The organism is Lactococcus sp. S-13 (assembly GCF_004210295.1).
Lineage (GTDB): Bacteria > Bacillota > Bacilli > Lactobacillales > Streptococcaceae > Lactococcus.
Genome location: NZ_SDAK01000001.1, coordinates 94,376 through 107,596 on the forward strand (window position 1 = coordinate 94,376; position 13,221 = coordinate 107,596).

Genomic DNA, 13,221 nt, shown 5'->3' on the forward strand with positions numbered 1-13,221 from the left:
GTGTAAAAATGACATTTAAAACAGATTTTTTGTGGGGCGGAGCAACAGCGGCAAATCAATTGGAAGGTGCTTATGATGTGGATGGAAAAGGGCTTTCGGTCACTGATGTAATGCCTGGTGGGAAAGAACGCTTGGGAATCCTTGATTCAGAGTCATTTGATTGGACAATTGATAAGGAGCACCATACTTATCCTAATCATCAAGGGATTGACCATTATCATCATTTCAAAGAAGATATTGCTTTGTTTGCTGAAATGGGCTTTAAGGCTTATCGTTTCTCAGTGGCTTGGACGCGGATTTTTCCAAATGGGGATGAAATGACCCCTAATGAAGCGGGACTGAAGTTTTATGATCAGGTGATCGAGGAGTGTTTGAAGTATCAGATTGAACCGGTCATTACGATTTCACACTATGAAATGCCTCTGCATTTGGTCACAGCGTATGGTGGCTGGAAGAATCGCGCTCTGATTGAGTTTTATGGCCGTTTTGCTCAGGTTTTATTGAAACGCTATCAAGATAAAGTCAAATATTGGATGACTTTTAATGAAATCAATTCAGCGACTTTTATTCCAGGGCTTAGTCAAGGTTTGGCGCCTTTGAATGGCAGTAAAGAGCGTAAAAATATTTTCCAAGCTTGGCATAATCAATTTGTGGCGAGCGCGCAAGCGGTCAAATTTGGTCATGCTTTGAATAAGGATTTGAAGATTGGTTGCATGAGTATTTATTCAACGACTTATTCTTTTGATGCAAATCCAGTCAATCAAATTGCAACTCAACAAAGTATTCAAGAATTTAATTATTTCTGTAATGATGTGCAGGTTCGAGGGGCTTATCCAGCATTTACTCATCGTTTGTACGAAAAATATGGAGTTAAAGCTGAGGATTTGGATATTACGGCTGAGGATTTGGCACTTTTGAAAGAGGGAACGGTGGACTATATTGGCTTTAGTTACTATATGTCTTCTGTCGAATCTCAGACAGGTGAAGGGGTCGAAGCTAGTGGTAATATGGTGCTTGGCGGGGTTAAAAATCCTTTCTTGCAAGAGAGTGAATGGGGTTGGGCTGTTGACCCTGATGGACTGCGCTATGCTCTGAACGACTTGTATGGTCGCTATCAAGTGCCTTTATTTATCGTAGAAAATGGCTTGGGAGCCATTGATCAGGTCAATGAAGATGGCACAATCGAAGATGATTATCGGATTGATTACCTGAGAAAACATATTAAGGCAATGGAAGAAGCGATTGCTGATGGTGTGGATGTCATGGGCTATACGCCATGGGGTTGTATTGACTTGGTTTCGGCCTCAACGGGTGAGATGAGTAAGCGTTATGGTTTCATCTATGTTGATTTGGACGATGAGGGTGTCGGTACTGGCAAGCGTTCTAAGAAAAAATCATTTGATTGGTACAAGGAAGTCATTGCGTCAAATGGCAAAAATTTGTAAAAGAAGTGAGAGAATTTATTTTCGTCAGCAAATTCTCTGACGTTTACGGTAAAAAATAAATTCCGTCAGTAAATTCTCTGGCTTTTAGTGAAATAAAAAGATTCCGTCAGCGTGGCGGAATTTTTGCTTGAAAAAATGGATAGTGGTAAGGCTTAAAGTGCGGAGAATTTTGCTATAATAGGGATAAATCTTAATGGAAATGAGTTAATTTATGGCAGAAGAAAAGAAAAGCTCGGGAATGTTTGCGGTTCTTGCGGCTTTGGGTGCGAATGTTTTGGTGGCAATCAGTAAATTTATTGGTTTTGGTTTGTCAGGCTCAGCTGCGATGCTTAATGAGAGTATTCACTCGGTGGTCGATTGTGGGAACCAGATTTTGCTATTGTTTGGTGATCGGCGCTCGCGTCAAGCAAGTTCCAATTTACACCAATTTGGCGAGGCACGAGCGAAATACTTTTTTAGTATGATTGTGGCGACTTTTCTCTTTTTTGGGGGTGGTGTGATCGGGGTCATGGAGGCCTACGACAAGTTGGTGCATCCTGCGCACTCGGTGGAAAATCCGTGGATTGTGATTGGAATTTTGCTGATTGGGATGCTGATTGAAGGGTCATCTTTACGGGTTGCGTTCAAGGAAATTGCTGAGTTGAACACAGAGAAATTGCCGATTTTTAAATTTTTGCATGAGAGTCGACATAGCGAAATTCTAGTGATTTTCGCTGAGGATTTATGTGCAATCATTGGTTTAATTTTGGCACTTTTGGGCACGGCTCTGACGATGATTACTGGAAATCCAATGTTTGACGCCATCAGTGGACTTATGATTGGTCTTTTGTTGATGGCGGCTGCGATTTTCTTAACACGTGAATTTTACAGTTTGATTGTTGGTGAGCGCGTGACAGATAGTGATTTGGTGAAGATTCTGCGGCCTTTTGAGCGTTCAGAAATTGAGCGGGTCATCAATGTGAGAACCGTTCATCTGGGGCCTACGGAGATTTTGATTGCTGCTAAAATTGATTTGGTGAATGAACTTGTCTTAGAAGATTATGAGATTGTCAACCAGATTGAAGCAGAAATCCGGCGGAGTTTACCAGATAAAAAATGTTACATTTATATCGAAATTGATGAATTTGACGAGCACTATCAAAGATAATTTACTGACGGAATCGGATTAAAAGTTTCATCAGTAAAAATGAGAAAAAAATAAAAGGAGGACTATTTTTGAAAGATTACTTTAATTGTATTGAAGAAAAAATGATAAAATTCTTAACCAAAATCAGCTTTTTATCCTTGATTATTGTCGGTTTAGTCATCGTCTATCTTCTATTTCGCGAAATTTATTCGTTGATTATTTTAGCGATGCAGCCTGAAACGGGTGGGAATTACTATGATAGTTTGAAAGGAATTTTATCCTTCTTTATCTTCTTTGAATTTTTAACATTAATCATCACCTCCTTACGAAATCGTGGACACGTTTCTCTCATCTTTTTATTATCTTTGGGGATTACATCACTGATTCGACTTTTACTCACTTATCACGAGCATCTGATGGGCGTCATGTTGATTTCCAGCGCCATCCTGCTGCTGATTATAAGTGTGGTGATTTTGAAAAAATTTATTTTTCCAAATGATGACACTGATGAGCATCTCTAACCGTTTGCGTCAGTAAAAATTCTACTGACGAAACAAGAAAAAATGCTGACGGAATTTTCGTCAGCATTTTTTCTTAGAATTTTTTAAGATAAATTTTATCAATATAATGTTTTTCTGATTTATGAAGAATAACTTCGGCACGGTTGCGGGTCGGCTCAATGTATTCGCGTAAATTGACACGATTGACGCGCGCCCAAGTTTCACGGGCCAAATTAACGACTTTGTCCGCAGGCATTTTTGTAAATTGATGATAAAAATTTGTTTCGTCAGATTTTGCCAACTTTAAGAGACTGTCAAATCGTTCTAAATACCATTTCTCAATCAATTTTTCGTCAGCATCAACGTAGATTGAAAAATCGTAAAAATCGCTGATGTAAAGCATTTGATTTTGCGGATTTTGCAACACATTGATCCCTTCGACGATGAGGATGTCTGGGCTGTCGATGAGTTGATTTTGATCAGGCAAAATATCATAAGTTTCGTGCGAATAAATCGGAACTTGACATTTTTCGCCCTCCTTGACATGGTAGAGAAAATCGGTCAAGCGCTCCATATCGTAGCTTTCAGGAAAACCTTTGCGATCAAGAATACCGCGGTCTTTCAGTTCTTTTGTTGTAAAAAGAAAGCCATCCGTCGTGACCAAATCAACCGTCAACTTTGGAAAAGCACGTGAAAGAAGCACCTGAACGAGCCGTGCCGTCGTTGATTTCCCAACAGCCACAGAACCCGAAATTCCAATAATTAAAGGCGGTGTTTTCACGATTTTTTGCAAGAAAAGTCCCTTAGAAAAGCTCATATCTTCCAAGTTCTTCTTGTAGAGGCGCAGCAGGTGAACCAGCGGCAAATAGACATCTTGAACATCCTGTAAGCTAATTTCGTCGTTGAGCGAGCGGATGGATTCAAGCTCATCATGCGTCAAAGGCGCAATTGATGTTTTATAAAGGTTTTGCCAAGTTTCACGGCTAATTTCGTCAAAATTGATGAATTCATTCATGAGAAATATTTTACCACATTTTTGCTCGAAGCAGGCAAAAGAAGTCGTCTTTTTGTAAGCGGCTTAATCTATTGATAGCAGACCTAGCGAGAAATACGTAAGTGTTTACATTCGAAAAAAGACATTCAGAAAAATTTTTCGGGGCGAAAAGAAGGGTTTTGTGTTAAAATAAACCTAATGGTAAAAACAAATATGTATTATGAAGACAATCGTGATTTAGCACACGATTTGCAAAAATTGACTGTCGAACTCTTGGACTTGCCGATGCATTTCCTGACCGACCGCGGTGTTTTTTCTAAAAATGCAATTGACTACGGGTCGCGTGTCTTATTAGAAAATTATGAGCCAGAAATGGCAAAAACTTTACTTGATGTCGGCTGCGGCTACGGAACCTTGGGACTGACTCTGGCCAAAAAATTTGATTTAGCAGTGACCATGGTTGATGTCAACGGTCGGGCCTTAGAATTGTGCCAGCAAAATGCTCAAAATAATGCGGTAAGCCCTGTTGAAATCAAACGTTCTGACCGCTATGAAAACATCAGCGAAAGCTACGATGCCATCATTTCCAACCCGCCTATTCGAGCAGGAAAAGAAGTTGTGCATGGCATTTTGACAGGCGCTTTTGACCACCTGAATACAGGAGGGCATTTGACCATTGTTATTCAGAAAAAACAAGGTGCTCCCTCGGCCCAAAAGAAAATGGAAGAAGTTTTTGGAAATTGTGAAATCATTGCCAAAGATAAGGGCTACTTCATTTTACGGAGCTACAAAAAGTGAGGAAAAAATGAGGAGAATAAAATCAGTTTCAGCTACAAGTTCCATTGAAGAACTTGAACTCGAAGAATTAGTAAAGGCTTGGCCGGTCGTCAAGCAACTCCGTAGTCAGTTAACTTTGGAAAAATTTTGTGAAACCGCTACAAAAATGCCAGCTTATCGAGCATTTGTTTTCCAAGAAAATGGCACAATTCTTGCTTATGCTGGCTTTAGTGAACAACTCAATCTTTATGAAGGACATCATCTTTTTGTTTATGAACTCGTTGTTGATGCTACGAAACGCCATCGAGGGCTTGGAAAAATACTCTTAGACGAGGTGGCCAACGAAGGAAAAAAACAAGGCTGTGAACAGCTTGTCTTGACATCTGGTTTAGAAAAAGCAGCAGCACATCAATTTTATGAGAAAAAAATGAAATTAACAAAAACAAGTTTTGTTTTTAGAAAGGCTTTATAAATGAGCTATCGTATGGTTGACCTCATCCAAAAAAAACGAGAAGGCGGCGCTTTTAGCAAGCCTGAAATCAATTGGATTATTGAAAATTATGTCAGTGGTGCAGTACCTGATTATCAAATGTCAGCACTGGCTATGGCGATTTATTTTAAAGGAATGACGACAGAAGAAACAGCAGCGCTCACCATGGCGATGGTGCACTCAGGTAAAGAGTTTGATCTGAGCAGTATTGCTGGCGTTAAAGTGGATAAACATTCTACTGGCGGCGTGGGGGATAAAGTGACCTTGATTTTAGCCCCACTCGTTGCTTCATTTGGCGTTCCAGTGGCTAAAATGTCTGGGCGGGGTCTCGGGCATACCGGCGGGACTCTGGATAAATTAGAATCCATCCCCGGCTTTAATATTGAAAAAACAGAAGCAGGTTTCATTGAGCAAGTGAAGGAAACAGGAATCGCGGTTATTGGCCAATCTGATGAACTCGTCAAGGCGGATAAACTCCTCTATGCCCTGCGTGATGTGACGGCGACTGTTGATATCATCCCGCTGATTGCAAGTTCAGTCATGTCCAAAAAAATTGCTGCGGGCTCAGACGCCATCTTGCTTGATGTGACCGTCGGTGATGGAGCTTTCATGAAATCAGTAGAAGATGCGCGCGTCCTTGCTCGCACAATGGTTGATTTGGGACGCTCTGTTGGTCGCGAAACCGTTGCAGTCATCACCAATATGAGTCAACCACTTGGTTTTGCGATTGGTAATCGAAATGAAATCACAGAAGCTGTTCAGACCTTGAAAGGACAAGCACCACAGGCTTTTCAAGAATTTATTGCTGAATTAGCTCAAATTATGCTACAATTGGCAGGGGTTGAAAAGACAATCCCTGAGATTCTTGAACATCTACATAATGGGGCAGCCTATGCAAAATTTGTCGCAATGGTCAAAGCTCAAGGCGGAGACCCAAGCGCTTTTGAAAATTTGACAGCTCCTTTGAAAGTTAAAAATACATTAGAAATTCGAGCTGACAAAGCAGGTTTCATTTCTTGTGAAAAAGCATTAGGTATTGGGATTGTTGCCATGAAACTTGGCGCTGGACGCGCAACAAAAGCAGATAAAATTGACTTTGAAGCGGGTGTAACCTTAGCTAAAAAGGTTGGCGATGCTGTTGCTGTCGGTGATTTAATCGCTACGCTTTATTCCAATCAAGCCATTACTGAAGAGCTGGTTCGTGAATTTACGGATAATTTGGTCATTAGTGACGAGCAAGTTCATCAAAAAGAAATCTTAGAAATCGTTAGATAAAAATGAAAGAAGACTTAAAACTTCCAACGCCAATCATTGCCTTACAAGTGATTTTGGCTGCTTTATCTGGGGCAATTAGCAAATTATATTTGCAAAACCAAGCTTGGTTTATTCAACTCCTTGCGTTCATTGTCATCTTCTCCATTGTTTATGCACTTGTCGGGATGATTTATTTAAAAATAAAAAAATAGAAAGAATTTTAAAATGCAAATTAACAAATACATCGATCACACTATCCTTAAAGCTGACGCACCAAAGTCAAAAGTACAACAAATCATTGATGAAGCTAAAAAATATGACTTCATGAGTGTTTGTATCAACCCAACTTGGGTGAGCTATGCGGCTGAAGAATTGAAAGACACAGACGTTAAAGTCTGCACAGTCATTGGTTTCCCTCTTGGTGCAAATACTTCAGAAGTCAAAGCGTTTGAAGCGAAAAATGCGCTTGAAAATGGAGCAGATGAGATTGACATGGTTATCAACATTGGTGCTGCTAAAGCTGGAGATTGGGATCTTGTTGAAGCTGACATTGCCGCTGTTAACGCAGTCAAGGCTGATAAATTGCTCAAAGTCATCATCGAAACAAGTCTTTTGACTGATGAAGAAAAAGTCAAAGCCTGTGAAGCTTGTGTCCGTGTTGGTGTTGATTTTGTTAAAACATCAACTGGTTTTTCAACAGGTGGTGCAACAGTGGCTGATGTCAAATTGATGCGTCAAACAGTAGGGCCTGATATGGGAGTTAAAGCTTCTGGTGGCGTTCATAATTTGGCAGAAGCACAAGCGATGATTGATGCTGGCGCAACACGTTTAGGGGTGTCTGCTGGTGTGGCTATCATGGAAGGACTTACTTCGGATGCCAGCTACTAAAGAAATGATTGCAGCAGCACGTCAAGCAGCAAGTCGAGCTTATGTGCCTTATTCTCATTTCCCAGTGGGGGCTGCTTTTCATACGACTTCAGGTCAGATTATCCAAGGTTGTAATATTGAAAATGCGAGTTTTGGTCTGACGAACTGTGCGGAACGCACGGCGATTTTTAAGGCAGTGTCAGAGGGAATAAGGGATTTTGATGCGCTTTATATCTTTGGCGAAACGAAGGCTCCGATTAGCCCTTGTGGAGCTTGCCGACAAGTACTTGCGGAGTTTTGTCCTGCTGAAATGCCTGTTTTCTTGATTTCAAAAGATGATGAGGTCATGGAAACTTCTGTAGGCGAGCTTTTGCCGTATTCATTTACGGAATTGAATTAGGTTAAAAATTTTATGTGCTGACTTCGGTCAGTATATAAAATAGTGAAAAAGTAAGCGCTACAGTAATTGAGCTTATTTATTTTTTTACAGATGGAAGCCTTCTAAAAATTGGAACTAGAGTTACTGAAAAGAAGAGGAAACGACCTGTATTCCGATTGAAAAAATTAAGAATTTTATAAAATGGAGCTATTTCCGAACGTTTGGAAAATAAATACCTTCCTTTAGGTACAACGCTTGCAAAAAGAAACAATATATCTTAAAATGGTCTTAAGCTAAAAAGTTTAGCCACAAAAATATTCGGAGGAAACCCTTTCCATGAAAAAACGTGTATTCGCAGTTGGTGCTATCGCACTTGCATCAGTCGCAGTCCTTGCAGGATGTCGCTCACATGACGCAGCTGGAGGATCAACTGGTAAAGCTAAAACAGATCTCAAAGCAGCAATCATCACTGATACTGGTGGGATTAACGACCGCTCATTCAACCAATCGGCTTGGGAAGGTCTTCAAAAATGGGGTAAAGAAAATAACCTCAAGAAAGGTGCTGGTTTCACTTATTTCCAATCAAACTCAGCATCAGACTACACAACAAATTTCAACTCTGCTGAGCAACAAGGCTACAAACTTTTGTTTGGTATTGGTTTCTCACTTCAAGATGCAACAGCTTCAGCAGCTAAAAATAATCCAAAATCTAACTTTGTGATTATTGACTCTATCATCGAAAATCAAAAGAACGTTGCTTCAGCAACATTTGCTGATAACGAAGGTGCTTATCTTGCTGGGGTTGCTGCGGCTAAAGCAACTAAAACCAACAAAATTGGTTTCATCGGCGGAATGCAATCAGACGTTATCACACGTTTTGAAAAAGGTTACGAAGCTGGAGCTAAATCTGTAAATCCAAACATCAAAGTTGATGTGCAATATGCAGGATCATTTACAGATGCTGCGAAAGGTAAAACAATTGCTTCTGCAATGTACGGTGCTGGTGATGATGTCGTTTACCAATGTGCTGGTGGTGTAGGTGTAGGTGCATTCTCTGAAGCAAAAGCCTTGAACTCAACTAAAAATGAAGCTGACAAAGTTTGGCTCATTGGTGTTGACCAAGACCAAAAATACCTTGGTGGTTACACTTCTAAAGATGGTAAAAAATCTAACTTCGTGCTTGTTTCAACAATCAAAGAAGTTGGTAAAGTCGTTCAAGATATCGCTGATAAGACTAAAGATGGTAAATTCCCTGGCGGAACTACTGTTACTTACAACCTCAAAAACGGTGGGGTTGACCTTGGTCTTGACAACGTTACTCCAGAAATCAAAACAGCTGTCGCTACTGCAAAAGCTGACATCATCTCTGGAAAAATCACTGTTCCTTCAAAATAATTGTCTTTTAACTAGCAGAAATGCTAGTTTTTTTGTAATTTTAAGATGAAATATTTTCTCCCCTATTTTCTGCTGAAAATAGGGGAGAATGTGCTATAATTAATGAAATGGTATAGATTGTGAGAAAAGTGCGGAGAAGTTATGGTCAGAAAATCAGTTCCAAATTATATTATTATTCATGATGCACTCAAAGATGAGGTTGAAAAAGAGGTCTGGAAGATTGGGCAACGCTTGCCGAGCGAGCGAGATTTGGCGGAGCGTTTTAATGTGAGCCGGATGACAGCTAGACAGGCAGTTACTGCTTTGGTTGATGAAGGTATTTTAGATCGTCGTGTGGGGTCGGGGACTTATGTCGCTAGCCGCCGTGTACGAGAAAAAATGCGCGGAACGACGTCTTTCACTGAAATTATCACTTCACAAGGTAAAGTGCCGTCCACAGAGGTTTTGAGTTATATCAAGACAGCACCTAACGAGGTGGAGTGCGAACGCTTGAACATCAGTAAGAAAGATTCAATCATTCGGATGGAGCGGATTCGTTATGCGGACAAGTTGCCGATTTGTTTTGAGGTCGCGAGTATTCCTTATGATTTGGTCAAAAATTTTAATAAAAAGGAAATTACGAGCAATTTCTTTAAAACCTTGGAAAACCATGGGTATGAAATTGCCCGAAGTGAGCAAATCGTATCGGCGAAACGCGTCAGTACTGAAGTAGCGGATTATTTGGCAATACGGGTCGGCTCAGCTATTTTGGGTCTGACACAGGTGTCTTATTTGGCAGACGGACGAGCTTTTGAATACGTGCTTTCACAATATGTCGGTGAGCGGTTCGAATTCTACTTGGAACGTTGATTTCCGCCAGAGAAAATGCTGACGTAAGTGAAATTTGGTGTTTAAAAATAGAAAAAATGCTGACGAAAATGAAAAAGGGCTCAATTGAGTCCTTTTTTTGTTTTGTGGCGATATTGAAATTGTTTGAGTTGAAAGTGTAGCCAACAGCCCACGCAGAAGCCACTGAGAGCGACAGCAGCTGCGAGAAAAACGAAAGCAGCAAAGACAATTGCCAAGATAAAATGTCCGCTCAGACCGGCCACTAAACTAGCAGTTAAGAGGCTACTGGCGATGATTTGGTTAAAACGCAGATCAGACCGATCTTCAAGAAGGTACTCAGACGGCTTTTTTCGAAGGAATTTTTTGGCAAGGAGAATGACAAAATTGCGTTCAAAGAAAATTCCGCCAATGCCCGCCAAAATGGGCAGAAGAAGAATCCAAAAGTTCTGGCTGAATACAGCAAGAAGGATACTTAGCAAAATAACGACCTGATTGGTGCGCACGAGAGGACGAGGAACACCAGAAGTTCTAATTTTTTTAGTCATAATTTTCTCCAAATCAAATTTTGATAAGTTGATTTTAACGCAACTTCGATGCTTTGGACTTAAAAATTTTTAATGACCAAGCTGAATTTTGACAAAGCACCACTGAAAGCGCAGAGAAATTACTGACGTAATTAAAAAAAGCATTTTACAACAAAAAAACCGCTGACTTAGGTTTCGTCAGCGATTTCTCTAAAATAATCATTAAAAAGTAACAGTAAAAGTCGTTCCTTTACCCAAAATGGACACAACGTCAATGGTTCCTTGCAATTCTTGGACATTTTTCTCCACAATCGCAAGTCCCAAGCCAGTTCCTGTCTCGCTGCGACTTTCGTCCACTCGATAAAAACGATCAAAAATCCGTTCTTTTTCGATTTCGCTCAAACCAGGGCCATTATCTGAGACGCTGAAAATAATTTGCGAACGGCAAGCCTGCAAGCTGACAAAAATCTGTCCCTTTTCAGGTGTATATTTGATTGCATTTTCGATAAGATTTTCAAAAATACTGTGCATCATGCGCTCATTTGTCCGCATACTGACTTTCTCAACCTGCTGAGTGAGGACAAGATTTTTCTCAGAAATTTGTGGCATTGAACTTGTGAGAATATTTTCAATCATCACGGAGAGATCAAGATTTTTCTTCTCAATTTGCCGATTTTGCTTAGTCAAAAGAAGGGTATCTTGCACCAAATTCATCAAACGTTTGCTTTCTTTGTGAATGATTGTCGCAAAATTCTTCGTTTCTTCAGGAGAAACAGGCTGAGCCTCCAGCAACTCGGCAAATCCTCTGATTGACGTCAATGGGGTCTTCAATTCGTGAGAAATGTTGGCAATAAAGGCATTGTGGGCATCTAAAGTTCGACGATAGCTGGTCACATCCATCATCGTCACCAAAAATCGACTGTCTAAATCTGGCAACGGCGTGATGCGCACTTGGTAATAAGCGGCAATTTTTTCAAAATAAAACAATTTTTCCTGAATATCAGGATTCAGCATTTTGTCCACCAAAAAACTCAAGAAATCAGCAAAAGGACTGAAAACATCAAGGTTTGCGGTATCCGCAAATTCATTTTTGAAAGAAGCATTTGTCCGCCGAATCTTCCCTTTGGAATTATAAATGAAAATCGGAAATTGGAAAAATTCAATAAATTCATAGAGATTTTCTTTTTTCTCGGTGTGCGACAAGGCTTGCATCTGAATACTTTCGCCCAATTTGTTCAATTCCGTTGTGATTTTGTCGTCATCTTCATTGATTAGATAGCTTTGGGTCAAGGGACTGCGCTCAATATTTTTGATTTTAGCCACGGTATTCTCGCGGAAAAGATAGCTCCGCTGGGCCGCACGCACCACCTGCACCGCCACTCCCAAATAAAACAAAAGGGCAAAAGCGATAATGGAAAAATTCACAAAGAAAGAAGGCGTACGCTCTTCACTCACTCGCAAATAACCGCGAATCTGCCCCTCATCAAAAAGGGGACTGGTAATCGTGATGCGTTCAGACGTTAAACTGCGCGCATAAGCCGCACCCTGCCCAATTTTGCGTGTCTCCTCATTATTTGTACTAGCCGCCAGATGCTCAAAATTGGTAGGAAGTTCGCCATTCGGGTGTTTTTCCAAAAAAAGTTGCACCTTATCTGCGGTTTCCAAAACGCGCTTCGTGTCGTTGCTCAGGATATTTTGGGTGACTAAAATCACCAAAACAAGCGTTGCAATGCAATAAAGAATCGTCAACAGGACGATATTTTTAAGTTTCATTTTCTTCAAAATAGTAGCCAAATCCTCGTTTTGTTTTGATATAGCGGTTATCTAATTTTTTTCTTATTTTGGAAATGAGAACATCAATTGTACGCGTTTCGGCAACATCAGAAATTCCCCAGAAATGTTGCAGCAAACGCTCACGACTGACAACATTGCCTTTACGTTGAGCCAAAAACTCCAATATCTCAAATTCACGTTTGGTTAAGTCCAAGATTTTTCCATCAAAATAAATTTCTTTTTTGTCAAAATCAAGCACCAAATGTTCAGTGATGAGCGGCTCAGGTCGCTCGATTACCTCTTCTTGGAGGGCCGAATCGCTTAGCGGTTGATTATACAGCTGACTGCGACGAATCAATCCAGAACAGCGCGCCAAAATTTCCTTCATCGGCGTTGTTTTATCTAAATATTCATCTGAACCAGCCTCAAGACCAACCAGTTTCATTTCATCATCATCACGCGCCGTCAAAATCAAAATCGGTGTGAAATTTCCCATTTTTCGGAGCATCTGCGTGACCTCAATACCAGAAAATTCAGGCATCATCAAATCCAGCAAAATCAAATCAAAAGGATTTTTGCGTGCTTTATCATAAGCTTTTTTACCATCATCTACAATCGTCACTTCAAAATCATTTTGCCGAAAATGGTAAGACAGAAGGGTCAAAATAGACCGATCATCATCAGCAATTAAAATTTTTTTCATACCACCTATTATAACAAAATGCGAGCCGCTTTGGCTAGATTTCTAAACAATTTTTAAGCTAGAATCAAGAAAATTCTCAAAATTGGGACATCCGTCAGTAAAAATGCTAAATTTTCATGACAAACCAATTTCCGTCAGCAAAATCTCTACCGTAAGCCCCCCTCAA

Annotated in this window: 15 protein-coding genes; 11 read left to right on the forward strand and 4 right to left on the reverse strand. The window is 40.3% G+C overall.

Annotated elements, in window-relative coordinates; genetic code table 11:
* Nucleotides 1-8 precede the first annotated feature (8 nt).
* The 3 genes from EQJ87_RS00560 (at nt 9) to psiE (ending at nt 3,092) form a co-directional block, all read left to right on the forward strand.
* A complete protein-coding gene (locus EQJ87_RS00560; protein ID WP_130122841.1) occupies nt 9-1,445 on the forward strand; it encodes a glycoside hydrolase family 1 protein in 1,437 nt (478 codons plus the stop codon).
* 211 nt (nt 1,446-1,656) lie between these two features.
* Nucleotides 1,657-2,592: a cation diffusion facilitator family transporter gene (locus EQJ87_RS00565; protein ID WP_130122842.1), complete on the forward strand. Its 936-nt coding sequence runs from the start codon at nt 1,657-1,659 to the stop codon at nt 2,590-2,592.
* Nucleotides 2,593-2,660: 68 nt separating this feature from the next.
* On the forward strand, nt 2,661-3,092 hold the full coding sequence (gene psiE, locus EQJ87_RS00570) for a phosphate-starvation-inducible protein PsiE (protein ID WP_130122843.1): 432 nt from the start codon (nt 2,661-2,663) through the stop codon (nt 3,090-3,092).
* 73 nt (nt 3,093-3,165) lie between these two features.
* Here the strand turns inward: psiE and coaA are convergent, their stop codons facing one another.
* Nucleotides 3,166-4,086, reverse strand: coding sequence for a type I pantothenate kinase (gene coaA, locus EQJ87_RS00575; protein ID WP_130122845.1), 921 nt, complete (start codon nt 4,084-4,086; stop codon nt 3,166-3,168).
* Between the two features lie 177 nt (nt 4,087-4,263).
* Between coaA and EQJ87_RS00580 the strand changes: the two genes are divergently transcribed.
* The 8 genes from EQJ87_RS00580 (at nt 4,264) to EQJ87_RS00615 (ending at nt 10,076) form a co-directional block, all read left to right on the forward strand.
* Entirely contained in the window at nt 4,264-4,863 is a 600-nt protein-coding gene (locus EQJ87_RS00580) for a class I SAM-dependent methyltransferase (RefSeq protein ID WP_130122846.1), read from the forward strand.
* Between the two features lie 7 nt (nt 4,864-4,870).
* On the forward strand, nt 4,871-5,314 hold the full coding sequence (locus tag EQJ87_RS00585) for a GNAT family N-acetyltransferase (protein WP_130122848.1): 444 nt from the start codon (nt 4,871-4,873) through the stop codon (nt 5,312-5,314).
* On the forward strand, nt 5,315-6,607 hold the full coding sequence (locus tag EQJ87_RS00590) for a pyrimidine-nucleoside phosphorylase (protein ID WP_130122850.1): 1,293 nt from the start codon (nt 5,315-5,317) through the stop codon (nt 6,605-6,607). It begins immediately after the preceding gene.
* Nucleotides 6,608-6,609: 2 nt separating this feature from the next.
* On the forward strand, nt 6,610-6,798 hold the full coding sequence (locus EQJ87_RS00595) for a hypothetical protein (protein WP_130122851.1): 189 nt from the start codon (nt 6,610-6,612) through the stop codon (nt 6,796-6,798).
* Between the two features lie 13 nt (nt 6,799-6,811).
* Nucleotides 6,812-7,474: a deoxyribose-phosphate aldolase gene (gene deoC, locus EQJ87_RS00600; protein ID WP_130122853.1), complete on the forward strand. Its 663-nt coding sequence runs from the start codon at nt 6,812-6,814 to the stop codon at nt 7,472-7,474.
* The gene (locus EQJ87_RS00605; RefSeq protein ID WP_130122854.1) at nt 7,461-7,853 is read left to right on the forward strand and encodes a cytidine deaminase; all 393 of its coding nucleotides are present in this window, start codon (nt 7,461-7,463) and stop codon (nt 7,851-7,853) included. Before deoC ends, EQJ87_RS00605 begins: the two co-directional genes overlap by 14 nt.
* A gap of 315 nt (nt 7,854-8,168) precedes the next feature.
* Nucleotides 8,169-9,227, forward strand: a complete 1,059-nt coding sequence (locus EQJ87_RS00610) for a BMP family lipoprotein (RefSeq protein WP_130122855.1) — start codon at nt 8,169-8,171, stop codon at nt 9,225-9,227.
* A 141-nt stretch (nt 9,228-9,368) separates the two neighbouring features.
* The gene (locus EQJ87_RS00615; protein ID WP_130122857.1) at nt 9,369-10,076 is read left to right on the forward strand and encodes a GntR family transcriptional regulator; all 708 of its coding nucleotides are present in this window, start codon (nt 9,369-9,371) and stop codon (nt 10,074-10,076) included.
* Nucleotides 10,077-10,156: 80 nt separating this feature from the next.
* Here the strand turns inward: EQJ87_RS00615 and EQJ87_RS00620 are convergent, their stop codons facing one another.
* The 3 genes from EQJ87_RS00620 to EQJ87_RS00630 all read right to left on the reverse strand — a co-directional run bounded on the left by EQJ87_RS00620 (nt 10,157) and on the right by EQJ87_RS00630 (nt 13,055).
* Nucleotides 10,157-10,600, reverse strand: coding sequence for a DUF4395 domain-containing protein (locus EQJ87_RS00620; RefSeq protein WP_130122858.1), 444 nt, complete (start codon nt 10,598-10,600; stop codon nt 10,157-10,159).
* Nucleotides 10,601-10,801: 201 nt separating this feature from the next.
* Entirely contained in the window at nt 10,802-12,352 is a 1,551-nt protein-coding gene (locus EQJ87_RS00625; RefSeq protein ID WP_130122860.1) for a sensor histidine kinase, read from the reverse strand.
* On the reverse strand, nt 12,342-13,055 hold the full coding sequence (locus EQJ87_RS00630) for a response regulator transcription factor (RefSeq protein ID WP_130122862.1): 714 nt from the start codon (nt 13,053-13,055) through the stop codon (nt 12,342-12,344). Before EQJ87_RS00630 ends, EQJ87_RS00625 begins: the two co-directional genes overlap by 11 nt.
* Between the last annotated feature and the right edge of the window lie 166 nt (nt 13,056-13,221).

What these genes read in the sequence shown, in the direction of transcription:
- EQJ87_RS00560 (WP_130122841.1), top strand. Translation starts at nt 9, where the DNA reads ATGACATTTAAAACAGATTTTTTGTGGGGCGGAGCAACAGCGGCAAAT.
- EQJ87_RS00565 (WP_130122842.1), top strand. Translation starts at nt 1,657, where the DNA reads ATGGCAGAAGAAAAGAAAAGCTCGGGAATGTTTGCGGTTCTTGCGGCT.
- coaA (WP_130122845.1), bottom strand. Translation starts at nt 4,086, where the DNA reads ATGAATGAATTCATCAATTTTGACGAAATTAGCCGTGAAACTTGGCAA.
- EQJ87_RS00580 (WP_130122846.1), top strand. Translation starts at nt 4,264, where the DNA reads ATGGTAAAAACAAATATGTATTATGAAGACAATCGTGATTTAGCACAC.
- EQJ87_RS00585 (WP_130122848.1), top strand. Translation starts at nt 4,871, where the DNA reads ATGAGGAGAATAAAATCAGTTTCAGCTACAAGTTCCATTGAAGAACTT.
- EQJ87_RS00590 (WP_130122850.1), top strand. Translation starts at nt 5,315, where the DNA reads ATGAGCTATCGTATGGTTGACCTCATCCAAAAAAAACGAGAAGGCGGC.
- EQJ87_RS00595 (WP_130122851.1), top strand. Translation starts at nt 6,610, where the DNA reads ATGAAAGAAGACTTAAAACTTCCAACGCCAATCATTGCCTTACAAGTG.
- deoC (WP_130122853.1), top strand. Translation starts at nt 6,812, where the DNA reads ATGCAAATTAACAAATACATCGATCACACTATCCTTAAAGCTGACGCA.
- EQJ87_RS00605 (WP_130122854.1), top strand. Translation starts at nt 7,461, where the DNA reads ATGCCAGCTACTAAAGAAATGATTGCAGCAGCACGTCAAGCAGCAAGT.
- EQJ87_RS00610 (WP_130122855.1), top strand. Translation starts at nt 8,169, where the DNA reads ATGAAAAAACGTGTATTCGCAGTTGGTGCTATCGCACTTGCATCAGTC.
- EQJ87_RS00615 (WP_130122857.1), top strand. Translation starts at nt 9,369, where the DNA reads ATGGTCAGAAAATCAGTTCCAAATTATATTATTATTCATGATGCACTC.
- EQJ87_RS00620 (WP_130122858.1), bottom strand. Translation starts at nt 10,600, where the DNA reads ATGACTAAAAAAATTAGAACTTCTGGTGTTCCTCGTCCTCTCGTGCGC.
- EQJ87_RS00625 (WP_130122860.1), bottom strand. Translation starts at nt 12,352, where the DNA reads ATGAAACTTAAAAATATCGTCCTGTTGACGATTCTTTATTGCATTGCA.
- EQJ87_RS00630 (WP_130122862.1), bottom strand. Translation starts at nt 13,055, where the DNA reads ATGAAAAAAATTTTAATTGCTGATGATGATCGGTCTATTTTGACCCTT.